The sequence below is a fragment of the Hymenobacter segetis genome (assembly GCF_038448715.1).
Classification (GTDB): domain Bacteria; phylum Bacteroidota; class Bacteroidia; order Cytophagales; family Hymenobacteraceae; genus Hymenobacter; species Hymenobacter segetis.
The window spans coordinates 24,179-49,259 of the sequence record NZ_JBCEVZ010000008.1 but is presented as its reverse complement, the minus strand read 5'-3'; the positions used below and the strand labels follow the sequence as shown (position 1 = coordinate 49,259).

Below are 25,081 nucleotides of genomic sequence, written 5' to 3'. Positions count from 1 at the left end.
GCGCAACGGTGGCGTCTATCTTTAGGGCGTGAAAAACCGCTTTGCGTTCCAGCCGCGCTACTTTTTTTTCTGGCTGGTGTTTTTTGAGCTATGCCGGGGCCTTTTTCTGGGATATCAGCACAAGGCAACGGCTCAGTTGTCGGTGGCGCAGGTGCTGGGTAGTCTGGGACATGGCCTGCGGCTGGATGCTTCGGCGGCGGCTTATGTGTGCCTGATTCCTTTTCTCCTATTTGTGATTGGCAGCCTATTTCCCCGGTTCCACTTGCAGCGGCTGCTAACGGGCTATTCGGCCATCATCGGCATCGTGCTGGCGGTGCTAGTCACGGCTGACCTGGAGCTGTACCGTGCGTGGGGCTTCCGGCTCGATGACACGCCTATCCAGTACCTGAATTCGCCGCAGGAAATGGCGGCCTCGGCCGGCAGCGCGCCCATTGCCCTGCTGGTGCTGCTGCTGCTGGGCCTGGTGGGCGCGGGCACCTACCTATATAAGGTAATGGTGGGACGGCTTGCGCCACTGCCGGCGTGGTTTGGGCGCGGGCGGGCGGCGCTGGCCAGCCTGCTCTACGCCGCGCTGCTGGTAGTGCCGCTGCGCGGAGGCACCCAGCAGATTCCGGTGAACCAAAGCGACGTGTATTTCTCCAACGTGGCCTTTGCCAACCACGCGGCCCTCAATGCGCCGTGGAACATGATAAGCGCGCTGGTGCTGCGGGCGGCCGAGCAGCCCATCCAGCCCTTCATGCCCGACAGCACGGCCCGCCGTCTGGTGGCAGGACTGTACCCACTGGCTGTGGGTGCGCCGGCCCGGCCCGATTCGTCGGCGCTGGTGCTGAGCGAAGCGCGGCCCAACGTGCTGTTCATCATTCTCGAAAGCTTCACTTCGAAGTTTGTGGGCAGCGTGGGCGGCGAAAAGGGCGTGACGCCCACCCTCGACAGCCTGGCCCGAACCGGGATTCTGTTCAACAACATCTTCGCGGCCGGCGACCGCAGCCAGAAGGGCCTGGTTTCGCTGCTTTCGGGCTACCCCAATCAGCCTACTACCAGCATCATCAAGTTCCCCCGCAAAACGGAGCGCCTCCCTCATTTGGGCCGGTCGCTGGCGGCGGTGGGCTACCGCTCGCACTATTATTATGGGGGTGAGCTGGCGTTTGCCAACATGAGAAGCTACCTGCAAGCGGGTGGCTACGAGAAATTTACGGAGCGAAATGATTTTGCTGCGGCCGACCAGAACTCGAAGTGGGGGGCACATGATGGGGTGCTGTTCAACCGTATTCTGGGCGACCTGCGCCAGCAGCAGCAGCCGTTCTTCGTCACGGCCTTCACGCTCAGCAGTCACGAGCCTTTTGAGGTGCCGATGAAACCGCATTTCCGCGGCACCGATGAGGTGGCGCTGTTCCGCAATTCCGTTTATTATACGGATTATACGCTGGGCAAATTTCTAAAAGAGGCCAAAAAGCAGCCCTGGTACGCCCATACCCTAATCGTTCTGGTGGCCGACCATGGCCACCAACAGCCCGGCAACTCCTCAAACCAAAGCCCCGACAAATTCCGGATTCCGCTGTTGCTGGCCGGCGGCGCGTTGCGGCCCGAAGCCCGGGGCCGGGTGGTGAGCGCCCTGGGTTCGCAAACGGACGTGGCCACTACGCTGCTGCACCAGTTGCAGCTGCCGGCCACCGCCTTCGTCTGGAGCCGCGACCTGCTGGCTCCGCACAACCCGCCCTTTGTGTATTACTGCTTTAATAACGGTTTCGGGGCTGTTTCGCCTCAAGGCACCATCACCTTTGATAACGTGGGCAGCCACGTTATCGACCGCGACGCCGGCACCCCCGACAGCCAGTTGAAACTGGGCCAGGCCATGGAGCAGGTATCAATGGAAGACTTTGCGCACAAGTAGAACGCGCCCGGGCCGTACCTTTGCGGGACTATGCCTACCCCCCAATCCGTTGCTTTTTATACCCTCGGCTGCAAGCTGAACTTCTCCGAAACATCGGCTATCGGCCGGCAGTTTGAGGAAAAAGGCTTCCAGAAAATCCCTTTTGAGGCCGGGGCCGACCTCTATGTTATCAATACCTGCTCGGTGACAGACCACGCCGACCGCAAGTGCCGCAAGGTGGTGCAGCAGGCCCTGAAGCACAATCCGGATGCGTTTGTGGCCATCGTGGGCTGCTACGCGCAGCTTAAGCCGCAGGAAATCGCGGCCATTCCCGGCGTGAGCGCCGTGCTGGGTGCGGCCGAGAAGTTTATGCTCGTGGATATCCTGGCCGATTTCAAGAAGCCCGCCGTCGGGCAGCCCGGCGCGGTGCACGCCTCGCCCATCTCGGAAGCCACCGAATTTGTGGCCGCGCACTCCTTCGGTGACCGCACCCGCACCTTCCTCAAAGTGCAGGACGGCTGCGACTATTCCTGCTCGTTCTGCACCATCCCGCTGGCGCGGGGCGGCAGCCGCTCGGGCAGCGTAGCCAGCGTGGTGGAGCGCGTGGAGAAACTGGCCGAAACCGGTGTAAAGGAAATCGTGCTCACCGGCGTCAATCTTGGCGATTTCGGCCTGCAAGGCCCCGAGCGCGAGCGCCGCGAAGATTTCACCCAACTGGTACAGGCATTGGACCAGGTAGCCGGCATCCGCCGCTTCCGCATCAGCAGCTGCGAGCCCAATCTTCTCACCGATGAGATTCTGACCACCGTGGCCGCGTCGGAACGATTCATGCCGCACTTCCACATCCCGCTGCAAAGCGGCTCGGATAAAATTCTGGGCCTGATGCGCCGCCGCTACCGCCGGGCGCTCTACGCCCAGCGCGTGGCCCGCATCAAGGAACTCATGCCGCACGCCTGCATCGGCGTCGATGTCATCGTGGGCTTTCCCGGCGAAACGGACGCGGATTTTTTAGACACCTATAATTTTCTGAACGAGCTGCCCATTAGCTATCTGCACGTTTTTCCGTACTCGGAGCGGGCCGATACGCTGGCTCCCACCCTGCCCGGCCGCGTGCAGGACCGGGTGCGGCACGAGCGCACCACCCAGCTGCGCAGCCTTTCGGAGAAGAAAAAGCGGTTTTTCTACGAAGAACACCTCGGCCTCGAAACCGAAGTGCTGTTTGAAGACGACGTGACCAATGGCCAAATGGAGGGCTTCACGCCCAACTACATCCGCGTAGCCGCGAAATACGACCCGCTGCTGGTGGGCGAAATGAAGCCGCTGCGCCTCACAAGCGTGAATGCTGCCGGGCTGATGGAGGCCGAAGAAATGGGCATATTCGCCTAATCCCCGGACCATGGATTCGCTCAAATTTTTCGGATTTCCCGGATTTTGTGAACGGTACACACAGTTAAGAACCAAACGTCGCTTAAAAAGTAAAAAGGCCACTTTCGGAGTGGACTTTTTACTTTTTATCTGATATAAAGTCGTCGACAAAATCCGGGGAATCCGAAAAATCCGAGCGAATCCGTGGTCCGGGGATTAGACCATGCTCTGCCGGGCCATAGCCAGCATTTCGCGCAGCATCTGTTGCTGCTCCAGCAGGTGCTGGTTGCGCATTTCGGAAAGGGCCAACTGGTGCTGCAAGTGCTGAGCGTGCAGAGCAGCAGCCACATAAACTTCAGGCGAGGGCGTGCTTGGAGGCAATATTGCCGGGGCGGATATGGGCTGAGACTGTGCGGCAGCCGCCATCGGTACGGGCTCCGGCATCTGTGGCACGCTCGGTGCGGCCGGGGCTTGAGCAGTCGGCGTAACGGGTGTAACCTGGGCTTCGGGAGTAGCAGGTGCTTCAATTGCGACGGGCGTTTCAACTACAGCGGGGGTAGCTGAAACCGGCGCGGACTGGGGCATTTCAATCTCAGTGGGTGCTGACGCCCCAACGGCGCGCACGGGCTGATTGGCCGCGGCAGCTAGCGCCAACGTAGCCGCAATTTCGGCGGGCTGGAGCCGGGAGCCGGCCACGCCCGGCCCGGCCCGGCGGGCAGCGTGAACTTCCACATCGGATAAATCGATGGGTTCAAGCGGCGCTTCCGGTGAGATTGCGGCGGGTGGTGCGACGGCTTTAGGGGCATGTTCGCCGCTCACCAGCATGGGGCCCCGGCCCAGCAAAAGCCAGTCTCTGGACACATTTGGATAAATCTCAAATACTTTGCACAGCAGGTCGTAGCCGGGCTTGTTGCGGCCGTCGATGAGGTGCTGAACAACGCTGGCCGTCTTGCCCAGGGAGATGGCAAAGCTGTTTTTGGTCAACCCAAACTGCTGAATGAGTTGCGCAAAGCGCTGGTCGATAGGAACGGAAACGGGCACAGCCATACACTTACACAAATGAGTAGTTGTGCAAATGTATAACATTCGGCCATGTTTACTTTAGTTTGACCTGCGTGGCTTTTGCAGCTACTGGCACCAGCAGCCCGCGCGGCTGGACCCGGGCGTATGGAAAATGATAGGTGTTGTCGGGCTCGAAATTCAGGATGACGTGCGGCAGCATCCGTTCGTAGTACAGCCGCACCTCGTGCGGCGTGAGAGCAAAGCTTTCTAAATCCGGTTCGGAAGCGCGGGCTTCTTCGGCGGGCCCAGCGTCTGACTGAAATCGCACGCGCTTAGCGGTCCAATCCCAGCTGAAACGCTCGGCCACGGTAGTAATGACGGCTGAATCTGCTTCGTTGCCCATACCGGCCAGGGTTTCGCCAAAGCGGCGGCTGATGGCACCGTGCATCCGGCGCGTCAGTTGCGCGGGCGGGTCGGCTAAGAGGTCGGCCAGGGCCAGCTGACGGCCAGTGCGCAGGTCGAAGGTGACGTGCAGGGCCTGCTCCCACGAATAGGCCCCAGTGAATTCCTGCGAGTATTCTATGGATAGCAGACCTTGCTGATTTAGCAGCACGCTATAGTCACAGCCCGTCAGGCCCTGCCCGACCGTCTGCCAGCCCCGGCCGCCTTCCGCATCGAAACAACACGTCCGCTCGGCTTGGCGCAGTTGCTGGCGCACGCTCAGCCTGGAGTCGGTTTCCCCACTAAGCACCAGCGCCACGATGCGGCGGTTGATGCGTCCGGCCACGGCGGAATCGGCTAGTTGCACCTGCGGCACTTTAAATCGATTGGCCTGCCGGCCTTCCGTAACCGTAACGACGCGTGCCGGGGCCACCCCAGCCCCGGCTTGTGCCAAGCCAGGTGTGGCCCCAGCTAAAAACCAGGCACATAAAACCCAATTACATAGCCTGTTCACAACTATGTTATTCGTAGCGCAGCGAATCAATCGGGTCCAGCGCGGCGGCTTTGCTGGCCGGGTAGTAGCCCGAGGCCATACCCACGCCCACGCAGATAACCAGGCCCGCCGCCATCCAGCCCCACGGCACCAGGAAGGACCCCGAACCCACGAACTTGGCCACTAGGTTGCCGCCAAGCACGCCCAGCAGAATGCCCATGCCGCCGCCCAGCAGGCAAATCACAATGGCCTCCATCAGAAACTGAAACCGGATTTGGCGGGCCGTGGCACCCAGTGCCTTGCGAATGCCGATTTCGCGGGTGCGCTCCGTTACCGACACCAGCATGATGTTCATGAGGGCAATGCTGGCCCCGAGCAGCGTTACGAAGGCAATGATGCTACCACCGGCCTTCATTTTGCCCGAAATCGAATCCAGGTCATTGGCCAGCGACTCGCTGCTTTCGACCACGAAACTTTCTTCCTGGCCCAACTTGTCGTGCCGCACGGCGCGCATGATGCCGGTGGCCTGGCCCATGATGAAGTTTAGGGTGGCGTGGTTGTCGGTGGCCGTTTTCACGTCGTAGGTGAGGGCGCGCTGGCGAGGCATCTGGTTGCCGGTTTCGAGGGGCAGCAGGGCGATGCGGTCGGCCCCGCCGCCCCCACCGGCTCCGCTGCCGCTCTTTTCGAGCAGGCCCACAATCAGGAAGCGGCGGCCCATAGCGGCCACGTATTTGCCCACCGGGCTTTGCTTCGGGAATAGTTTGGAGCGGATTTCGTCGCCCACAATCATCACGTTGGCCCCGCTGTTGAGCTCGGATTGTGAGAAGGTGCGGCCGCCGGCCAGGTTGTAGCCTTCGATTTTCAGGTAGTTTTCGTCGCCGGCCACCACTTGCATGTTGGGGTTGGTTTTGGTACCGTTGGCTTTCATCTCCACAGCCCCGGCGATGAAGGCCGAAATGCCAACTTTGGCATTGTCGCCGATGGCCTTTTTGTACTGCTTGGCTTGCAGGAAGTTGATGGGCGGATATTGCTTGGCCTGCACGCCGCCGCGCCGCCCGCGGTTGCTGTAGCCTTTGGCGTGCAGCTCAAATGAGTTGGCTCCGAGGCTGGCAAAGGTTTCGGACAGCGAATTTTTCATCGCATCGATGCCCGTGAGGATGCCCACCAGCGCAAACAGCCCGATGCTGAGAATAAGCGCCGTGAGAATGGTGCGCAGTAGGTTGGCGCGGATGGAACGGAAGGCTTCGCGGACGTTTTCGAAAGGGCTCATGGGCAGGGACTTTGGCCGGCAGGGTTGGCGTTGCCGAGGAAATGGACGTGCCTGCAGCGGGTTGCTACGGGGGCCACACGGCAGCGCAAGGACGCCAAAGTTCGGCGGCCGACGCTTAACTTGAACCACTGGCGCCGCAACCTCGTTGGTTTGCTGCGTTTCCTTCTCTCAAAAACTATGCTGCTCAAGCGTTTTTTGTTGCTTTTGCTCGTGGCCGTGGCCCCGCTGGCGGCCCGCGCCAACCATGTGTTCATCCCAATGGATAACACCCAGAAAGAGTGCCTGAAGGCCTACGGCGTGGCTTTCTGGCTGCTTCAGCGCGAAGTACCCGTCGACTGGTTACTTAATTATCGGGGCGGCTCTTTTGCCTTCGAGAGCACTCCGGGGGCCGAGAATGAGCTGGCCGTGCGCGGCGTCAGCTTTCAGGTAATCAGCGAGGCGCAGTACACCAGCATACTCCAGGAAATAGCTGACCCCAACGCCAACATGGACGTGATGAAGCTGGAGAAAGTGCCCAAAATCGCGGTCTACACGCCCAAAGGCAAGCAGCCTTGGGACGATGCCGTGACCATGGTGCTCACCTACGCCGAAATCCCCTACACCCAGATTTACGACGACGAGGTGCTGAAGGGCGAGCTGCCCAAGTACGACTGGCTGCACCTGCACCACGAAGATTTCACCGGCGAGTACGGCAAGTTCTACGCCACCTACCGCAACTACCCGTGGTACCAGCAGCAGGTGCGCGATGCCGAAGCCGCCGCCAAGCGCAACGGCTTTGCCAAAGTGAGTGTGATGAAAGGCGCGGTGGCCACCAAAATGCAGGAATTCATAGCAGGCGGTGGCTTCCTGTTCGCCATGTGCTCGGCCACCGACAGCTACGACATTGCGCTGGCGGGCTTGGGCATCGACATCGTAGAAAGCATGTACGACGGCGACCCAGCCGACCCCAATGCCCAATCCAAGCTGAATTTCAACCGCTGCCTGGCCTTCCAGAACTTCCAGCTGGTGCGCGACCCGTATTTCTACGAGTATTCCAACATCGACATGCAGCCCAATGAGCGTGGCCTAGGCGAGCAGAACGACTATTTCTCGCTCTTCACCTACTCGGCCAAGTACGACCCGGTGCCCACCATGCTCTGCCAGAACCACGACAAAACCATCCACGGCTTCATGGGCCAGACTACGGCCTTCCGCAAAAGCCTCATCAAGCCCGACGTCATCGTGATGGGCGAAACCAAGCAAACCGGCGAGGCCCGCTACATCCACGGCACGCTGGGCAAAGGCACCTGGACCTTTTACGGCGGCCACGACCCCGAAGACTACCAGCACCTCGTGGGCGAAGAGCCGACCGACCTGGCGCTGCACCCCAACTCGCCCGGCTACCGATTGATATTGAACAACATTCTCTTCCCGGCGGCCAAGAAGAAGAAGCAGAAAACCTAAGCCGCACGGCTCTACATCCCCAAGCCCCAACTTTCACCGGTTGGGGCTTTTTTATTGACTGGAATTTTTAGCCGGCAGGCATTATTCCTTTTCGCAGCGCCCGGCATTTTGCCTTGACGGGAATTTCCCGGCTGTTCGCACCGCGTAGCGTGCCATTCGCCGGGTTCAGTCCCGTGGCAGGGCTACTTGTGGCTTAATTTTAAGGACCACATTTATATGCCTTTGATTTGCTTTTACGCTTAAGCCTATTCCTGTTTGCGTTGGGCAGCTTGACTGCTAGTCCGGCCCACGCCCAGCAACTCCCGGCTTTGCCGGCTGATTCGGCCATTCAGGCCCCACGGCCTGTCAATAAGGTCCGGGCCGTGGCCCTGCGCATTGCCGTACCCTCGGCGCTGGTTGCGGTGGGTGTGATGGCCCACAGTCCCACTTACAGCACGGTGCTTTGCCAGGCCAAACAGGACATGCAGGCCGAAACGCAGGAGGTTTTCAGGGGCTTCGATTCGTATGGCATCGACGACTATTCGCGTCACGCGCCCTTAGCCTTGGCTTACGGCCTGATGGCCACCGGCCACCGGGGCGAGCGCTCGGCCGTGGGCTTCACCCTCATCTACCTGGCCGCCCACGAGCTCGACGAAGGCATCGTGAGCAACCTCAAGCGCATCACCGCCGAGCCGCGCCCCTACAACGCCCAGGATTTGAGCTCTTTTCCGTCGTCGCACACGGCGCAGGCCTTTCTCACGGCCACGCTGCTGCACGAGCAGTACGGCCGCCAGTACCCGTGGGTGAGCGTGAGCGGCTACGCCGTGGCCACCGCCACCGGGGCCATGCGCCTGATGGGCAACAAGCACTGGGCCACCGATGTGCTGGCCGGGGCCGCCATCGGTTTCCTCTCGGCCGAAACCGTGTGGCACCTGTATCCCGCCTTCACCAAAATGCTGCCGCCGCGCCTGACGCACAAGCTGCTGCTGGTGCCCACCTACGTGCCCGGCGCGGGGGCCGGGGCCGCACTGGCCTTCCGGCCGTAGCGCCAACAGCATTCACCCAGGAATTGCACCTCCGCCCCTTTGCCGGCAACGTGTCCACTCAACCAATATCGAGGACGAACATAACGACTTGCTCGCCCCGCACACCGGCGCGCTCAGCATATCCGCCGGCCTGCTAACTGCCCGCCAGCCCGCACCTGAAACTTGTGCATGGCCTTTGCCAGCGCCAGCGGCTTACCGCTGGCTTGTGGGAAAGCTTGTTGAGGCCGCCGCAGTGAGGGTTGCCGTCATGTACCAGCCCGCCTGCGTGGCGGTATTGCTGGCCAGTAGCTGCACATATAACTTGCCCGGCGCGGTGGTCGTAACCGAATTCTCCCGTAAGGTCAACGGGCCAATTTCCGGCTGTAGGCGTGGCAAAGCCACTTTAGCGGCCTTGGGCACAATCAACTCAAATACGACCAGTTGCTCCAGTTCTTCTTCACATTGGGCACAGCATAAAGGGAGCAGACCGCCGGGTCCAGCATCTTGGTCACGATGTTGCATAAAGGTTGCACGAGAAAGGTGAGTTAAATGACACGCCGGAAAGAAAGGAAAATGTTTTTTTCGTAAATATGACATCTGTCATCCGGACAACCACAATTTAAAAAAATAATTTTAATTATTTTTTTTATTATCATAATCATATAAACCAACAACCTCAACAGTAGCAAGCAGCCAATACCGCGCTGCCGAACCGTGCCGGCCCTTCCGGGGTTATCTTTGCAGTACGCTGCCATTTGGCGCATTGCCTTATCCATGACCATAACCAAAGAAGCCGTTCTCAAAGCCCTGGGCTACGTGGAAGAGCCCGACCTGGGCCAGGACCTCGTGACGCTCAACATGATTGAGAACATTGCCATTGACGGCCTTACCGTCGCGTTTACCGTAGTGCTCACCACGCCCGCCTGCCCGCTCAAGCAGCTCATTCACGATGCCTGTGAACGCGCCATCCACACGATGGTGGACAAGGACGCCAACGTGGTGATTACCATGGATTCGCGCGTGACCACCGGCCGCCACAACCGCGGCGACCTGCTGCCCGGCGTCAAAAACATCATCGCCATTGCCTCGGGCAAGGGCGGCGTGGGCAAAAGCACCGTCACGGCCAACCTGGCGGTGGCCCTTGCCGCTACCGGGGCCAAAGTTGGTCTGGTCGATGCCGACATTTCGGGCCCCAGCATGCCCGTCATGTTCAACGTAGAGAACGAAGCGCCGCACGTTTTCCAGGGCCCGAACGGTAAGAACCTGATTCAGCCCATCGAAAAATACGGCGTGAAGCTGATGAGCATCGGCTTCCTGGCCCCGGCCGAGAGCGCCATTGTGTGGCGCGGGCCGATGGCTTCGTCGGCCCTCAAGCAATTCATCACTGAAGTGGATTGGGGAGAGTTGGACTATCTGCTGCTCGACCTGCCGCCCGGCACTTCCGACATTCACCTCACGCTGGTGCAAACCGTGCCCGTGACCGGGGCCGTCATCGTGACCACGCCCCAAAAAGTGGCGCTGGCCGATGCCCAGAAGGGTTTGCAGATGTTCCGCCAGCCCCAAATCAATGTGCCTGTGTTGGGCGTGGTGGAGAACATGGCCTGGTTTACTCCCGCCGAGCTGCCCAACAACAAATACTTCATCTTCGGCGAAAACGGCGGCCAACGCCTGGCCGCGCAGCACGACGTACCCCTGCTGGGCCAACTGCCGCTGGTACAGAGCATCCGCGAAAACGGCGACCAGGGCCAGCCGGCCGTGCTCGACCCGGAATCGGTGGTGGGCAAGATGTTCGCTGATTTGGCCGAGGCCGTGGCCCGCCAGGTGAGTATCCGCAACAACGTGGCCCCCAAAACGGCCGTCGTGCAAATGAATTCCTAACTACCCGTGGAAACAACAACCTCCCCTCCCGCCTTCGACCATCCGCTGATGCCCCGCATCGAAGCGGCCCTCAACACTCTGCGCCCCTACCTGGCCACTGATGGCGGCAACGTGCGCGTGGCCAACATCACCCCCGAGGGCGTGCTGCAACTGGAGTGGGAAGGGGCCTGCGGGGCCTGCCCCATGTCGCCGATGACCCGCGCCGGCTTGGAAGACACGGTGAAAAAAGCCGTACCCGAAATCACGGCCGTGGAGGCGCGGTAGGCCTTTTTCTACTTATTGAAACCCCATAGAACGTCATGCTGAGCGAAGCCGAAGCATCTCTACCGCGCAAGTAATTATTTGCTTCTGCGGTAGAGATGCTTCGGCTTCGCTCAGCATGACGTTCTGTTTATTGCGAGCTTCCCGCGCAGTCCACCCTAATTTTACCGCCCGAACTTCACCACACTCACATGCCCAACGCCCTTAACTCGCCCGCACTCCGTTCCTGGATTGATATTCGCCCCGAAAGTGACTTCCCCATCCAGAACCTGCCCTTTGGCGTGTTTGAAACCGATGAGCGCGGGCCGCATCTGTGCGTGGCCATTGGCGGCTATATCTTTGATTTATATGCCGCCAGCCAGTTTGGTTTTTTTGAGGATTTGGATGAGTTGGGCGATGCCCAGCCGAAAGTGTTCCGGCGGAAGTCGCTCAATGCATTTCTGCGGCTGGGCCGGCCGGCCTGGCGCGCCGTGCGCCAGCGCGTGAGCGAGCTGCTGCGCCACGACGAGCCCCGCCTGCGCGACAACGAGCTGGCCGTGCGCGACTGCCTCCTGCGCCAGACCGAAGTACGCATGCTGCGCCCCGTGAAGCCCGCCAACTACACCGATTTCTACAGCAGCATCGAGCACGCCACCAACGTGGGCACCATGTTCCGCGACCCGGCCAACGCCCTGCTGCCCAACTGGCGGCACCTGCCCATCGGCTACCACGGGCGCACCAGCAGCATCGTGGCCTCGGGCACGCCCATTCGCCGGCCCAACGGCCAGCGCAAGGCTCCGACCGAGGACGCGCCCACCTTCGGCCCTAGCCGCCAGCTCGATTTTGAGCTGGAAATGGCCTTTGTGGTCGGCACCGGCACCGAGCTAGGCACGACGGTGCCCATCGGCGAAGCCGAAGACCACATCTTCGGCCTCTGCCTGTTCAACGACTGGAGCGCCCGCGACCTGCAAAGCTGGGAATACGTGCCGCTGGGGCCGTTTCTGGGCAAAAACTTCGGCAGCAGCGTGGCCCCGTGGGTGGTGACGCTGGATGCGCTGGAGCCCTTCCGCGTGGCCGGCCCGGTGCAGGAGCCCGCGCCTCTGCCCTACCTGAGCCAAAGCGGCGCGCACAACTTCGACGTGCACCTCGAAGTTGCCCTGGCCCCCGCCAACGGCCCCGAAACCACCATCAGCCGCGCCAATTTCGGGCTGATGTACTGGAGTATGGCCCAGCAGCTCACCCACCACGCCTCCAACGGCTGCAACCTCGAAGCCGGCGACCTCTACGCCTCCGGCACCATCTCGGGCCCCACGCCCGATTCGCTGGGCTCCATGCTGGAGCTGTCGTGGCGCGGCACCCGGCCCGTGCCCCTGGCCGATGGCTCGGAGCGGAGCTTCCTGCTCGATGGCGATACCGTGACCATGCGCGGCTACGCGGAGAAGGACGGTATTCGCATTGGCTTTGGCGAAGTGCGCGGCACGGTGCTGCCGGCGCTGTCATTGTAGTCGCCTGTCATTGCGAGGAGGCACAACGAAGCAATCCGTCCTGTCAAAACCAGATTCTTTATTAAGCGACAAGCCCCGGCACTGTGCAGTACCGGGGCTTGTTACATTTCAGGGTTTATCACATTGCAAAGGACGGATTGCCACGCTCCACTGCGTTCCGCTCGCAATGACAAAATCAATGCATTCGGTCGTCGCGCACGGGCAAATTCGTCACGATTTCACCTTCAATTACCAGTAATTCCTGCAACCGTTCTTCGACTAATTTCGGGTCGCAATATTCTTTGGCCAAATCGACGTAGCTCACGAAATGCGCGGCTTCGGAAACCATTAATTCGTAATAGAATTTACTTAATTCCTGGTCGGCGATATTTTGCCAGAGCAATTTAAAACGCTCGCAGCTGCGGGCTTCAATTAGCGCCGAAACCAGGAGTTGGTCCATGAGCTGGCGCTCGCGGGCACCACCTTTGCGCACGTGGGCCAGCAGCTGCACCACGTACTCGTCTTTGCGCGGGCGGCCCAGGGCAAAACCGCGCTTGCGTAGCTCCAGCAGCACTCTTTCGAAGTGGCTCCACTCCTCGGCCACTAGGTCGGTGAGCTCGTCCACGAGGCGGGTTTTCTCGGGGTAATGGATAATCATGCTGATGCCGGTGCTGGCGGCTTTCTGCTCGCACCAGGCATGGTCGACCAGAATATCTTCGATATTTTTCTCCGCAATATTTACCCAGCGCGGGTCGGTATTGAGTTTTAATTTGAGGATGGTTTTTTCTTTCATCATCATATTTCTAATTGAAGAAATTCCACTTCAAACCGAACTGAAACCGACGCGGATAGCCAGTATAAAAAGGCGAAGCGTAATAGCCGTTGTAACTACCGGCCAAGCCCTGGTTGACGTAAGCCATTTTCAGAAATAGCGAAACGGCTTTGATATCGGCCACAAAAAACACGTCGGCAACGGCGTGGGCCCCGATGGTGAAATGGTCCTGCTGGTAGAATTGCTGAGTGCTGGGGCTGTAGTCGTAGCCCCGGAAAGCGTACTGATAATAGACTTCGGCGCCAATCTGGTTGAACAGCGCTTTGCGGAAAATATAGCTTTCGTAAAACACTCGCGAATTGGTGACCAGGCTGGGGATTCGCAGGCCTTCGGTGTCGTTGTCGCCCTTGGTGTAGGTGGCCTGATTGTCGAAGCCCACCCGGCCCAGCATGGTGCGGTGCCGGGCGAAGGCGATGACCAAATTACGGTTGGTGCCGAGCTGCTGGGGCACGCCGGTGGTGCCGTAATACACCAAATTAGCGATATTGACGACGCTCGCGCTGGCCTCAAAGCGCTGCCCGGTGAGGAGGCCCAGGCTGGGTAATTTCAGCTGCAGGCGGCCCGTGAGCTGCCGGGTACTGGTATTGTTTTTGAATTTTTCATCCAGGGCATTGGTAGCCGGGTTGATGAAGCTGCCACCTTCCCAATGGCTCCAGTTGTAGTGGTTGCCGACGAACTCCTGCTGGGTGAGTGTGGGCGAGTAGGAATTGACTAATGCCTCGCCCGACAGTGGGCCGGTGCGGACAATGCCCCGCAGCCAATATTCGGGCTTGAAATTATCGGTACTCAGGCCGGTGAGGGGCAGCAGGTACAGTTCACCAGCCGTTTCGATGGCGTAAATCGTGCGGTAGTTAAACGCCGCCGTACCACCCACAAACACTTGGTTAAACTGCCGTTCCGGCGCAGCTGGCCGTAGCAGCAGGTTGGAGGTGGTGGAGCCCGGCGCCAGCGTCCTGCTCACCACCGAGGCGCTACGGTCGCGGGCGTAGAGGCGGTATTCGACGGCTTTGGTGCGGCCTAGCACGCCGAAGGTGTTCTCAACCTGTCGGTACTCGGCCCGGTCGATGGTGGCCGTGGCACTGTTTATTATTCGGGGGAAGAACGAGCCCTCCAGGGTAAGGTCGGTACGGGCCTTGGTCAGGTTCAAATCGGCGAAACTGTTGTACTGGCGCTTAGCGTCGAAGGTGTGGTAGACGGTGAGGCCACGCCCGAGCAGGCGGTAAGTGTGGGTGAGGTAGAATTCGTCACGGTCCTCGTTGTTGGCCGCCTGGGTCAGCCACACCTGTTGCTCGCGGTAATTGAAGAGGTCCTGCGGGGTCTTTTCGTCCGGGAGCAGCGGCTTGATGCCCCCCTGCTCTAGGGCCCGGTGGCGCACGTTACTGAAGTTGAACAGCAGGTGGTACCGCTCGTTCTCGTTCTGGTAGCGGCCGAAAAACAACAGGTTGGAGTGCTCCACCAAGCCATCGCGGGAGCCCGCAGGTGCAAGGACCTTGTTTGAGGCAATGCGCTCGTAGGCCATGCCCACGCTGAAGTTCTTTTTCAGGCTGCGGCTGTAGCTGATTTCAAACACCTGCTCGCCCGTGCCCGACTGTATCACCCGAAAAAATGAATAGGGCGAGCGGGAATCATAGTACGGCACCGTGCGGGAATCGCGGGCGTACTTGTCGAATACGTTGCGCCCGAAACGGGCTCCCAGCTCCAGATTGGGCTGATAAAGCAACGGCCTCGAAGCCGAGCCCACCGTGCCCAAGTCCTGCTGGAAAGTGGTGTCGTGAAACCAGAACCGCGCCTGCGGCGCTTTGGTAAGCGTGGTATCGAGCGGCGTGCCGGAGGTGGAATCGCGCAGCACCTCGGCCTCGTAGATGAGGCGCGTGGTTTTGGGGCCATACAGCACCTTGGTCGAGTCGTCGACCACCTGTGCCCGCGCCGTGGACGCGGCCAGCATCAGTAGCAGACAGGCAAGGAGCCACAGGCGCGGCCAAGAAAGTAAAAAAGGGAATTGCAGAGCCTTCAAGGAGGAAACGAAATAGGTCGGAGCGCACCGGCGCGCCGGCCAAGTCAATATAAATCAAGCATTCGTAGCGAGCGCAGGCGGTAGCAACTGGCGCAGAACCACGCCACCATCACCCAGAAACGCCACCCGCACCGGAATGGTATAGAGCGGCAGCCCCGCCCGGGCGGCCCGCAATTCGGGAGCCAGCAGGCGCGTGGCGTCCTTTTCCGTCGTAAAAATAGGCCAGCCCGGCTGCCAATGCGCCCGCAGCGCCGCCACATCTTCCGGCGTGAAGGCGTGATGGTCGGGAAACCGGGCGTGGTATTGGATTTTATACCCTTGTTTCTCAAGCTCCTCCCGCAACGGGCCGGGCTGGGCAATGCCCGTCAGCAACACGGCCGGGCCGGCGGTGGAAGCAACGGGCAAACTCGTGGCAGCTGCATCCGGTAGCACCTGGGGGACGGCATATTGGTAAGCGGAGAAAAGCACGGGCACCTCCGACCGGCTGTAGCGGCGAATATGCTGCACAACGGCCTGCTGGTCAGCTTCTGAAAGATTGGGCGGGCATTTGGTCACGATGACGACATCGGCCCGGGCGGCTCCGGCGCGGCTTTCGCGCAGGCGGCCGGCGGGCAGCACGTAGTCCTCATAAAAAGGCCGGGCCAGCTCCGTGAGCAGAATATTGAGCGTGGGCTGCACAGCACGGTGCTGGTAGGCATCATCGAGCACGATGACGGTGATTTCCGGGTGTTCGCGGAGCAGTAAATGGGCGCCCAGCCGGCGCTCCTCGGCCACGGCCACCACCACCTTGCGGGCCGCGAATTGCTCGAAATACTGCCAGGGCTCATCGCCCACCGTCGCGGCCGAATCGGCAGGGCCGGCCAGACGCGGGCCGGTGGTCTGGCGGCCATAGCCCCGGCTGAGGATGGCCGGGCGTTGGCCCTGGCGCAGCAACTCCTCCACCAGCCAGATGACGTGGGGCGTTTTGCCGGTGCCGCCCACCCGCAGGTTGCCCACGTTGAGCAGCGGCACGGCGAAGGTTTCGGCACGTTTCCAGCGTACATCGTACAGCCAGTTGCGCACAGCCAGCACGGCGGCGTAGAGCCAGGAAAAAGGCAGCAGCAAAAAAGCCAATCCAGACGGCATACGCGAAAATGTGCGGTAACAAGCGCCTACAAAAGTACGGTGCGGGTCCGCCCGGCACACCGTAGCTTCTTTCCTTTCCAACACTCATTTATGCCCTCTTTTTCCGACCAGCTACTGGATTTTCTCCGAAATTTCCCCCTGCCCGCCGCATTGCCTGATGGTGTGGAGGCCCAAAGCCCCTTCCGCGAGCCGGCCGTATTCGACTTGCTGAGCCAGTTTGCGCATAAATTCTATCCCGACGCTCCGCCCCGCGTGGCCGTGCTGGGCATCAATCCCGGCCGGCTGGGCATGGGCCGCACCGGCGTTGCCTTCACCGACCCGGGTACGCTGACCGAATTTTGTGGCATCGAACACGATTTACCCCGGCAACGGCCCGAAACGTCCACCCAATTCGTGTACAAAGTCATCGAAGCAATGGGCGGCCCGGCGGCTTTTTATCAGCACTTTTATATGGGGTCGCTGTACCCATTGGTGCTGCTGAAAGGCGGGCTGAACTATAATTACTACGACTCGCCTGTCCTTACTAAAGCCTTGTGGCCTGATATACAGCTTTCGCTGCGCCAACAGGTGGAAGCATTAGGTTTGCGGCGCGATGTGGCCGTGAGCCTGGGCAAGCGCAACGGCGAATTTTTCAAGCGCCTCAACGCCGAGTTGGGCTTGTTCGATGAAATCGTCGTGCTGGACCACCCGCGCTACCTCATGCAATACAAAAGCCGCGACACGGCCGCCAACGTAGCGCATTATGTAAAAGCACTGGGCCAACTCCTGCCCAATTCATAATTCAAAACTCATAATTCAAATACAAGTGCCCACCGTTCAAGACCTCGCCCGCCTGCTGGAAGCCGCCGCGCCCCTCGCCTATCAGGAAAGCTACGACAACGCCGGCCTGCAATGCGGTGACCCACAGGCCGAAATCACCGGCGTGCTCATCACGCTGGACTGCACCCCGGCCGTGGTTGCCGAAGCCGTGCGGCGCGGCTGCAACGTGGTGGTGGCCCACCACCCGGTCATTTTCCGGCCCCTCAAGCGCCTCACCGGGGCCAATGAAGTGGAGCAAACCATCATCGCCGCCCTGAAGAACGACGTGGCCATCTACGCCGCCCACACCAACCTCGACAACGTGCGCGGCGGTGTAAATGACAAGCTCGCCGAAAAACTTGGTCTGCTAAAAACCCGCGTACTGGCCCCGCAAAGTGGCACTCTGGCCCGTCTCATCACCTACGTTCCCAACCGGCCCGAAGACCAGCAAACCGACCTCGCCGGCCATGTACTGGCCGCCCTCTACGCCGCCGGAGCCGGCCAGGTGGGCCAGTATTCCGACTGCAGCTTCCGCACCGAAGGCACCGGCACCTTCACGCCCGGCAACGGCACCCAACCCGCCATCGGCACCCAAAACCAGGCTGAAACGGTAGCCGAATTGCGCCTCGAAGTGCTGCTGCCACTGCACCGACAGGTAGCGGTGTTGCGGGCATTGCGGGCCGCGCATCCTTATGAAGAGATTGCTTATGAATTGATTAAACTGGAAAACGTGCACCAGGAAATAGGTGCGGGCCTGGTGGGCGAACTGCACGAAGCGCTGGCCCCGGCCGAGTTCCGGCAGTTGCTGAAGCGGCAGCTACTGGTGCCCGTGGTGCGCCATACGGCGTTCGAAAAACCCATCAAAACGGTGGCCATCTGCGGCGGGGCGGGCGCGTTTCTCATCGGCGCGGCGCGGGCCTCCGGGGCCGATGCCTACGTGACCGGCGATGTGAAATACCATGAGTTTTTTGGAGCCGAGGGCCAACTGATGCTCTGCGACGTGGGCCATTTTGAGAGCGAACAGTTCACCGGCGAAGTGTTCCGGGATTTGCTAACGGCCGGATTTGAACGTACTTTTGCGGTCTTAATCGCTGAAACCCCTACGAACCCCGTTCAATATGACTGCTAAAAGTGCCGCCGTGGCTCCCGCCGACGTTCCCGTAGCCGCTAAGCTCGAAGCCCTGCTCACCCTGCAGCACCTCGATTCGCAGCTCGACGAAATCCGGCGCGTGCGGGGCGATTTGCCCGAGGAAGTGAGCGACCTCGAAGACGAAATTGCTGGCTACGAGGTGCGTGTGAAGAAATTCGACGAGGACATTCAGGGCCTGAACGACTTCATCAAGAGCCGCAAGCAAGCCAGCAAGGATGCCGAAACGCTCATCAAAAAGTACGACGAGCAGCAGCAGAACGTGCGCAATAACCGCGAGTTCGAAGCCATTGCCAAGGAAATTGAATTGCAGCGCCTGGAAATCCAGATTGCCGACAAGAAAATCAAGGAGTCGCAGTACCAGATTGACGTGAAAAACGCCGAAATCAGCGGTACGAAGTCGAAACTGGACGAGCGCCGCAAGGACCTCGACACCAAGAAAAGCGAACTCGACACCATCATTTCGGAAAACGAAGAGGAAGAGCGCGCCATCATGGCCCAGCGCGAGGAAGCCACCAAGCCGGTGGAAGACCGCCTGCTGACGGCCTACACCCGCATTCGCGGTAACGTGCGCAACGGTCTGGCCGTGGTGCTGGTGCGCCGCGACGCCTGTGGCGGCTGCTTCAACACGGTGCCGCCCCAGCGCCAGGCTGACATCATTTCGCACAAGAAAATCATCGTGTGCGAGCACTGCGGCCGGATTCTGGCCGATGTGGAAGCTCGTATTTCGTAGTTTTCGCTTGCTTTGAACTGAAAAAGGAACGGCACTGCCGTTCCTTTTTTGTTGCCGGACTTTTGGTCTTCGTTTGTTCATGTTTGGTTGTGCTTTCTCCGTTGCTGTGTTTCGCACCCGTGCCCGTCGGGCGGGGGTGCTGCTGGCGTTGGTGAGTGGGCCGCTGCAGGCGCAGGCCCGGTGGGTGCAGCCAGTTCAGGCCGTCGAAACCCAACAGTTGGCTGCTAATGCCGAACAGCCCGCGAGCCAAAAGCCTGAATCACTTACCACCAACAGCCGCCGAGCTTACGCCGAAGTCTTCAAGCTTCGTCTTGACGCGGCCCGTGCCTTATTGCGTCCCGAGTTAGCCAGCACGCCCACGGCCCCCGCTCCTCTGCTGGTGGCCAATTGCGCCGACTTCGTGGAGCTGCTCATTACCCAGGATGCCAGCCGTTACGATGCACTCACGGACTCGCAGGAAGCTCGCTTAGATGCGTTGGATGATGCCCCGGCCAGCGCTTTGCGCGACTACGCCCGGGCCGAAATCACGCTACATCTGGGCCTGAGCCAACTGCTTTTCAAGCACGTGGTGATGGGCGGCTATCACCTGCGTAGCGGCTACCACCAGATGCAGGACGTGGTGAAGCATTACCCCAACTTCTTACCGGCGCGCAAAACATTGGGCGTGTGCGAGTTTGCCGTAGGCTCCCTGCCCGAAGGCTACCACTGGCTGCTGCGCCTGCTGGGCCTCACGGCCAACTCCGATACTGGTCTGCAACGCCTGGCGCAGGCCGCCGCGCAGCCGAACGATTTCCAGCTCGAAAGCCAGATTTTCCTGGCTCTGATTCGGGAGAGCTACTATAAAAAGCCGGCCGAAGCTCTGCGTCTGGCCGAGCAGCTCACCACCCAACAGCCCGACAACCTGCTTTTTGCCTACCTACGCACCAGCGTGGAAAAGCGCCAGCACCACGGCGCGGCGGCCCTGGCTACCTACCGCGCCCGCCCCACCGGCCCCGGCTACCTGCCCACCGCCTACCTGCACCACATGGCCGCCGACTTGCTGCTATACCGTGGCGAATATGCGGCTTCGGAACGCGAAAACCTGACGTTTCTGCACGAGTTCCATGGCCAGCACTACCGCAAGGATGCGGCTTTCAAGCTCTACCTGGCGGCGTGGCTGAGCGGCCAGCCGGCGGCCGCGGCGAAGTACCGCGCGCTCATCAACCAGCCCGGCCCGGCCGATGTGGAGGAGGACGTGTACGCCCAGCATTACTACCAGGAAGCCGTGGCCCTCAATCCCATTCTAACCAAGGCCCGGCTACAATCCGATGGCGGCTACGACCGCGAGGCACTGAGTACGCTACGGGCATTCCACGCCACTCAGGCCACTCTCTGGCGCGACCGCATTGAGGCCCCCTACCGCCGTGCCCGCGCCTATCAGGGCCTGGGCCGGCTCGATTCGGCCTGGTTTTACTTTGAGCAGACCCAGACCGAGGCCGGCCCCAAAGCGCCCTATTACTACGCCCCCCAGGCCGCCCTGCAACAGGGCTACATGGCCCAAAGCGTGGGCAATAAGCCCACCGCGCGCCTCTACTTCCGGCGGGCGCTGAATTATCCCTGGCACGAATACAAAAACAGCACCGATGCCAAAGCCAAATTGGCCCTGCGGGAGTTGAAGTAGCCCGACCTTTGCAGCCGGTGCCCGCTGCTTCGGTTGCCATTCCTGTCTATTTCTGCTGTGTCTGCTACTGCCCCCGTAACCGTTCCGCTGCACGAGTTGCCCGCCGATTTTCGGACACGGGCGCTACACTGGGGCGCGGCCTTTCCGAATTGCACCTACTTCGAGCCCAATGACCTGTCCTACCCGCAGGGTGCTTTCGAGCGCCTGCTGGCGGTAGCGCCGGCCGGAGGCGAAAATGCCCATTCGCTGGCTGATTTATCCGGGCATGTGGCGGTGGGGCCGCGCTTCGGCTTCCTGACTTACGATTTAAAAAACGACATCGAGGCGCTGCAAAGCGAAAATTTCAGCGGTTTTGCTTGGCCGCGCCTGCATTCCTTCACCCCGGAAACCTGGCTGGTGTGGCGGGCCGACACCATGGAAATCCATGGGCGAACAGACGGGATTTTAGACCAGATTCTGGCGCAGTCAGTGCCGCCCGCTGTGGCGCTAGCCGTGCCCGCAGTGCGCCCACGCCTACCCAAAGCAGACTATTTACGGTCGGTAGAAGCCATTCGGGAGGATATCCTAAATGGCGAAGTATACGAACTGAACCTCTGCCAGGAATTCTATGCCGAGAACGTAGCGCTGAACCCCGTGGAGGTTTTCTGGCAGCTCATGCAGGCATCGCCCGCGCCGTTTGCGGGCTTTGTGCGCTGGCACGACCATTTCCTGCTCTGCGCCTCGCCCGAGCGGTTTCTGGCGAGCCGCTCCGGCCAGCTGATTTCCCAGCCCATCAAAGGCACCATCCGGCGCGGAGCCACACCGGCGGCCGATGAGCAACAGCGCCAAACCCTGCTGCACGACGAAAAAGAGCGCGCCGAAAACCTCATGATTGTGGACCTCGTGCGCAACGACCTCGCCCGCGTGGCCCGCACCGGCACCGTGCGCGTGCCCGAGCTTTTCGGCCTCTACCCCTTTCGCCACCTCTGGCAGATGATTTCGACCGTCACCGCCGACCTGCGCCCCGGCACCGACTTGGCCGAAATCCTCCGCGCTACCTTCCCCATGGGTTCGATGACCGGCGCCCCGAAAATCCGCGCCATGCAACTCATCGAACACTATGAAAGCAGTCGGCGCGGCCTCTATAGCGGCAGCATCGGCTACGTGGGGGCCGATGGAAATTTCGATTTCAACGTCGTCATCCGCTCCCTGCAATACCGCCAGGATACCGGCTACCTCAGCTTCCAGGTTGGCTCCGCCATTACGTATGACTCCGACCCGGAGCGTGAATATGAGGAGTGCCTGCTGAAAGCCAAGGCTTTGCTGGAAGTATTGAAGAGCAATATTGAGTAGGGTGCGGGGCTTGTCCCCGCCCGTCGTTGAACGATTAGCAAACGAGCCGTTCAACGACGGGCGGGGACAAGCCCCGCACCCTACAATATTCTGCCATTCTGTCATTTTACCACTGGTTGCCGTATCTTTGTGCCCCGCCGAAACGCGCTTAGAATATGGCCCAACCCCTCTTAACCCTTGATTTTTTAGATAAAGCCGCTCCCACCGCCGAGGCTACGCCCAGCGGCGAGGTGCGCGTGACGGCCGCTACCCGTACCGGCCGCCAGCGTAAGCTCTACATCGAGAGCTACGGCTGCCAGATGAATTTCTCGGACTCCGAAATCGTGTCAAGCATTCTGTTCGACGAAGGTTTCGATACCACCGACGACCTAGCCAACGCCGACCTCGTCCTGCTTAACACATGCTCCATCCGCGAGAAGGCCGAGCAGACGGTGCGCATGCGCCTGTCGCAAATCAACTCGCACAAAAAGCGCAAGCCCGGCATGCTCGTGGGCGTGCTCGGCTGCATGGCCGAGCGCCTGAAAAGCAAGTTTCTGGAAGAAGAGAAAATCGTGGACCTCGTAGTCGGCCCCGATGCTTACCGGGATTTGCCCGGCCTCATCAGCCAGGTTGATGGCGGCCAGAAAGGCGTGAACGTGCTGCTGAGCCGCGAGGAAACCTACGCCGACATCACGCCCGTGCGCCTGAATTCCAACGGTGTGGCGGCCTTCATCAGCATCATGCGCGGCTGCGATAACATGTGCTCGTTCTGCGTGGTGCCCTTCACCCGGGGCCGCGAGCGCAGCCGCGATGCCCACAGCATCATCCAGGAAGCCAACGACCTAGTGGCGGCCGGCTACAAGGAAGTGACCCTGCTGGGCCAGAACGTGGACTCCTACAAATGGGCCTCGGCCGATGGCACCGAACACGTCAACTTCGCCCAGTTGCTGGAGCGCGTGGCCCTCATCAGCCCTGAGCTGCGGGTGCGCTTCTCGACTTCGCACCCCAAGGACATCACCGACGAGGTGCTGCACACCATGGCGCGCCACGAAAACATCTGCAAATACATTCACCTGCCGGCCCAGAGTGGCAACTCGCGCATTCTCAACCTGATGAACCGGACTTACGACCGGCCCTGGTACGAGGAGCGGGTAAACAAAATCCGTGAGATTCTGGGCGAAGACTGCGCCATCTCGACCGATATGATTGCCGGTTTTTGCTCCGAAACCGAGGAGGAGCACGAGGACACCAAGAGCCTGATTCACTTCGTGAAGTATGACATGGCCTATCAGTTCTTCTACTCGGAGCGCCCCGGCACGCTGGCCGCCCGCAAATTGGCCGATGATGTTCCACTCGAAACCAAGAAGCGTCGCTTGCAGGAATTGATTGACATTCAGCAAGTCTACAGCGCCGAGCGCAACGCCCGCGCCGTGGGCCAGGTGCACAGAGTGCTGGTTGAGAATTTCTCTAAACGCTCGAAAGACGACCTGAGCGGCCGCAACAGCCAGAACCAGGTTATCATCTTCCCCAAGCAAAATTTCAAGAAAGGCGACTACGTGAATGTGCTGGTGCACAGCAGTTCCGCAAGCACTTTGCTGGGCACGGCTGTTTAGTTGGGGTTTCGACCTTGTAACTGCCGCTGCCTCATCCTACTCACGAATCAACTTTCGCCTTGACAACGCAAGAAATCCAATCCATCAAGCTCCGGTTCGGCATCATCGGCAATGCGCCGGCGCTGAACTACGCCATTCAGGTGGCCGCGCAGGTCGCGCCCACTGATATGACGGTGCTCATCACCGGCGAAAGCGGGTCGGGCAAGGAGTCTTTTTCCAAGATTATCCATGCCTTGTCGCCGCGCAAGCACGGGCAGTTTATTGCCATCAACTGCGGCGCTATTCCTGAAGGCACCATTGATTCCGAGTTATTTGGTCACGAAAAGGGCTCCTTCACCGGTGCCAACGAAGCCCGCAAAGGCTATTTCGAGGTAACCAACGGCGGCACCATTTTCCTGGACGAAATCGGCGAAATGCCGCTGGGCACCCAGGCCCGCCTGCTGCGCGTGCTGGAGAATGGCGAGTTTATCCGGGTGGGTTCCAGCAAGGTGCAGAAGACCGATGTGCGCGTGGTGGCCGCCACCAACGTGAACCTGCTCGACCGCGTGCAGGCCGGCACCTTCCGCGAAGACCTATATTACCGCCTCAACACGGTGCCCATCACGGTGCCGCCTTTGCGTGAGCGCGGCGAGGATATCTACCTGCTGTTCCGCAAGTTTGCTTCGGATGCGGCGGAGCGGTACCGCACCCGGCCCATCACGCTGCTGCCCGATGCCGTGCCGGTGCTCACGCGCTTCCGCTTCCCCGGCAACATTCGCCAGCTGAAGAATATCGCCGAGCAGATGTCGGTGCTTGAAACCGAGCGCGACGTGGATGCCCGTCGCCTTGCGCCCTACCTGCCGCAGGACCAAGCCAGCCGCCTGCCCATGCTGCTGGGGCCGGGCGCACCCGACGGGGCCACCGCCGGCTACTCCGAGCGCGATTTGCTCTACAAAATCCTGTTCGACATGCGCCGCGACATGACGGACCTCAAGAAAATGGTGCTGGAGTTGGCCACCGGCCAGCGCCCTCAAGAGGCCCAGGAATTGCTGCGCCAGAATAGTCACCTCTTCAGCAATACGGCACCTTCCGGCGCGTTTGACAGCAGCCAGGCCGCCGAATATTTCCTACCCGCGGCCCCAAACACTTACAACAACGAGCCGGCCACGAGCTACGACGACGAAACCCCGGTGGAGGACATTCCGCACGAAACCGAGGAGGAGACGCTTTCGCTCGACATCAAGGAACGCGAGATGATTCTCAAGGCGTTGAAGAAACACAACAACAAGCGCAAGTACGCCGCCCACGACTTGGGCATCTCGGAACGCACCCTGTACCGCAAACTCAAGCAATATGACCTGGAGCAAGTGTAAAGCCGC

The 25,081-nt window shown here is 60.4% G+C and carries 21 protein-coding genes; 14 read left to right on the top strand and 7 right to left on the bottom strand.

Translation table 11 applies throughout. The features are described from left to right. Positions 1-28 precede the first annotated feature (28 nt). Together AAFH49_RS05325 and mtaB are read left to right on the top strand one after the other, a co-directional pair. Entirely contained in the window at positions 29-1,891 is a 1,863-nt protein-coding gene (locus tag AAFH49_RS05325) for an LTA synthase family protein (protein ID WP_342296467.1), read from the top strand. 30 nt (positions 1,892-1,921) lie between these two features. Further along, positions 1,922-3,256 (top strand): tRNA (N(6)-L-threonylcarbamoyladenosine(37)-C(2))-methylthiotransferase MtaB, encoded by a 1,335-nt coding sequence (mtaB, locus tag AAFH49_RS05320; RefSeq protein ID WP_342296466.1) that lies wholly within the window; start codon positions 1,922-1,924, stop codon positions 3,254-3,256. Between the two features lie 195 nt (positions 3,257-3,451). On the opposite strand, the gene AAFH49_RS05315 is transcribed toward mtaB, so the two are convergent. From AAFH49_RS05315 to AAFH49_RS05305, 3 genes are all read right to left on the bottom strand, one after another. Next, on the bottom strand, positions 3,452-4,282 hold the full coding sequence (locus AAFH49_RS05315; RefSeq protein ID WP_342296465.1) for a hypothetical protein: 831 nt from the start codon (positions 4,280-4,282) through the stop codon (positions 3,452-3,454). Between the two features lie 49 nt (positions 4,283-4,331). Next, the gene (locus AAFH49_RS05310; RefSeq protein WP_342296464.1) at positions 4,332-5,132 is read right to left on the bottom strand and encodes a hypothetical protein; all 801 of its coding nucleotides are present in this window, start codon (positions 5,130-5,132) and stop codon (positions 4,332-4,334) included. A 67-nt stretch (positions 5,133-5,199) separates the two neighbouring features. Beyond that, positions 5,200-6,441: an ABC transporter permease gene (locus AAFH49_RS05305; protein ID WP_342296463.1), complete on the bottom strand. Its 1,242-nt coding sequence runs from the start codon at positions 6,439-6,441 to the stop codon at positions 5,200-5,202. A gap of 177 nt (positions 6,442-6,618) precedes the next feature. Here AAFH49_RS05305 and AAFH49_RS05300 point away from each other — a divergent pair, with 177 nt between their 5' ends. Further along, on the top strand, positions 6,619-7,884 hold the full coding sequence (locus AAFH49_RS05300) for an asparagine synthetase B (protein WP_342296462.1): 1,266 nt from the start codon (positions 6,619-6,621) through the stop codon (positions 7,882-7,884). A 227-nt stretch (positions 7,885-8,111) separates the two neighbouring features. Beyond that, positions 8,112-8,909, top strand: coding sequence for a phosphatase PAP2 family protein (locus AAFH49_RS05295; protein WP_342296461.1), 798 nt, complete (start codon positions 8,112-8,114; stop codon positions 8,907-8,909). Positions 8,910-9,101: 192 nt separating this feature from the next. Here AAFH49_RS05295 and AAFH49_RS05290 read toward each other — a convergent pair whose 3' ends face one another. Next, positions 9,102-9,410, bottom strand: a complete 309-nt coding sequence (locus AAFH49_RS05290; RefSeq protein ID WP_342296460.1) for a hypothetical protein — start codon at positions 9,408-9,410, stop codon at positions 9,102-9,104. A gap of 252 nt (positions 9,411-9,662) precedes the next feature. Here AAFH49_RS05290 and AAFH49_RS05285 point away from each other — a divergent pair, with 252 nt between their 5' ends. The 3 genes from AAFH49_RS05285 to fahA all read left to right on the top strand — a co-directional run bounded on the left by AAFH49_RS05285 (position 9,663) and on the right by fahA (position 12,511). Next, positions 9,663-10,766, top strand: a complete 1,104-nt coding sequence (locus AAFH49_RS05285; protein WP_342296459.1) for an Mrp/NBP35 family ATP-binding protein — start codon at positions 9,663-9,665, stop codon at positions 10,764-10,766. 48 nt (positions 10,767-10,814) lie between these two features. Continuing rightward, a complete protein-coding gene (locus tag AAFH49_RS05280; RefSeq protein WP_198069023.1) occupies positions 10,815-11,030 on the top strand; it encodes a NifU family protein in 216 nt (71 codons plus the stop codon). Between the two features lie 188 nt (positions 11,031-11,218). Then, the gene (gene fahA / locus AAFH49_RS05275; protein ID WP_342296458.1) at positions 11,219-12,511 is read left to right on the top strand and encodes a fumarylacetoacetase; all 1,293 of its coding nucleotides are present in this window, start codon (positions 11,219-11,221) and stop codon (positions 12,509-12,511) included. A 175-nt stretch (positions 12,512-12,686) separates the two neighbouring features. On the opposite strand, the gene AAFH49_RS05270 is transcribed toward fahA, so the two are convergent. From AAFH49_RS05270 to lpxK, 3 genes are all read right to left on the bottom strand, one after another. Continuing rightward, complete coding sequence (locus tag AAFH49_RS05270) at positions 12,687-13,286, bottom strand: MiaE family protein (RefSeq protein WP_425293317.1); 600 nt, start codon at positions 13,284-13,286, stop codon at positions 12,687-12,689. A 7-nt stretch (positions 13,287-13,293) separates the two neighbouring features. Continuing rightward, complete coding sequence (locus tag AAFH49_RS05265; protein ID WP_342296456.1) at positions 13,294-15,267, bottom strand: putative porin; 1,974 nt, start codon at positions 15,265-15,267, stop codon at positions 13,294-13,296. Between the two features lie 123 nt (positions 15,268-15,390). Beyond that, positions 15,391-16,461: a tetraacyldisaccharide 4'-kinase gene (gene lpxK / locus AAFH49_RS05260; protein ID WP_342296455.1), complete on the bottom strand. Its 1,071-nt coding sequence runs from the start codon at positions 16,459-16,461 to the stop codon at positions 15,391-15,393. A 90-nt stretch (positions 16,462-16,551) separates the two neighbouring features. Here lpxK and AAFH49_RS05255 point away from each other — a divergent pair, with 90 nt between their 5' ends. The 7 genes from AAFH49_RS05255 (at position 16,552) to AAFH49_RS05225 (ending at position 25,075) form a co-directional block, all read left to right on the top strand. After that, on the top strand, positions 16,552-17,241 hold the full coding sequence (locus tag AAFH49_RS05255; RefSeq protein WP_342296454.1) for a uracil-DNA glycosylase family protein: 690 nt from the start codon (positions 16,552-16,554) through the stop codon (positions 17,239-17,241). Between the two features lie 25 nt (positions 17,242-17,266). Next, on the top strand, positions 17,267-18,388 hold the full coding sequence (locus tag AAFH49_RS05250) for a Nif3-like dinuclear metal center hexameric protein (protein WP_342296453.1): 1,122 nt from the start codon (positions 17,267-17,269) through the stop codon (positions 18,386-18,388). Then, positions 18,378-19,139 (top strand): zinc ribbon domain-containing protein, encoded by a 762-nt coding sequence (locus tag AAFH49_RS05245; protein ID WP_342296452.1) that lies wholly within the window; start codon positions 18,378-18,380, stop codon positions 19,137-19,139. The genes AAFH49_RS05250 and AAFH49_RS05245 overlap by 11 nt, the downstream gene beginning before the upstream one ends. 106 nt (positions 19,140-19,245) lie before the next feature. Then, complete coding sequence (locus AAFH49_RS05240) at positions 19,246-20,799, top strand: DUF3808 domain-containing protein (protein ID WP_342296451.1); 1,554 nt, start codon at positions 19,246-19,248, stop codon at positions 20,797-20,799. Between the two features lie 57 nt (positions 20,800-20,856). Beyond that, positions 20,857-22,131 carry an anthranilate synthase component I family protein gene (locus AAFH49_RS05235; RefSeq protein ID WP_342296450.1) on the top strand — a complete coding sequence of 425 codons (1,275 nt, stop codon included), beginning with the start codon at positions 20,857-20,859 and terminating at the stop codon, positions 22,129-22,131. Between the two features lie 155 nt (positions 22,132-22,286). Continuing rightward, positions 22,287-23,723 carry a tRNA (N6-isopentenyl adenosine(37)-C2)-methylthiotransferase MiaB gene (gene miaB / locus AAFH49_RS05230; protein ID WP_342296449.1) on the top strand — a complete coding sequence of 479 codons (1,437 nt, stop codon included), beginning with the start codon at positions 22,287-22,289 and terminating at the stop codon, positions 23,721-23,723. Between the two features lie 59 nt (positions 23,724-23,782). Beyond that, complete coding sequence (locus AAFH49_RS05225) at positions 23,783-25,075, top strand: sigma-54 interaction domain-containing protein (protein WP_342296448.1); 1,293 nt, start codon at positions 23,783-23,785, stop codon at positions 25,073-25,075. Positions 25,076-25,081 lie beyond the last annotated feature (6 nt).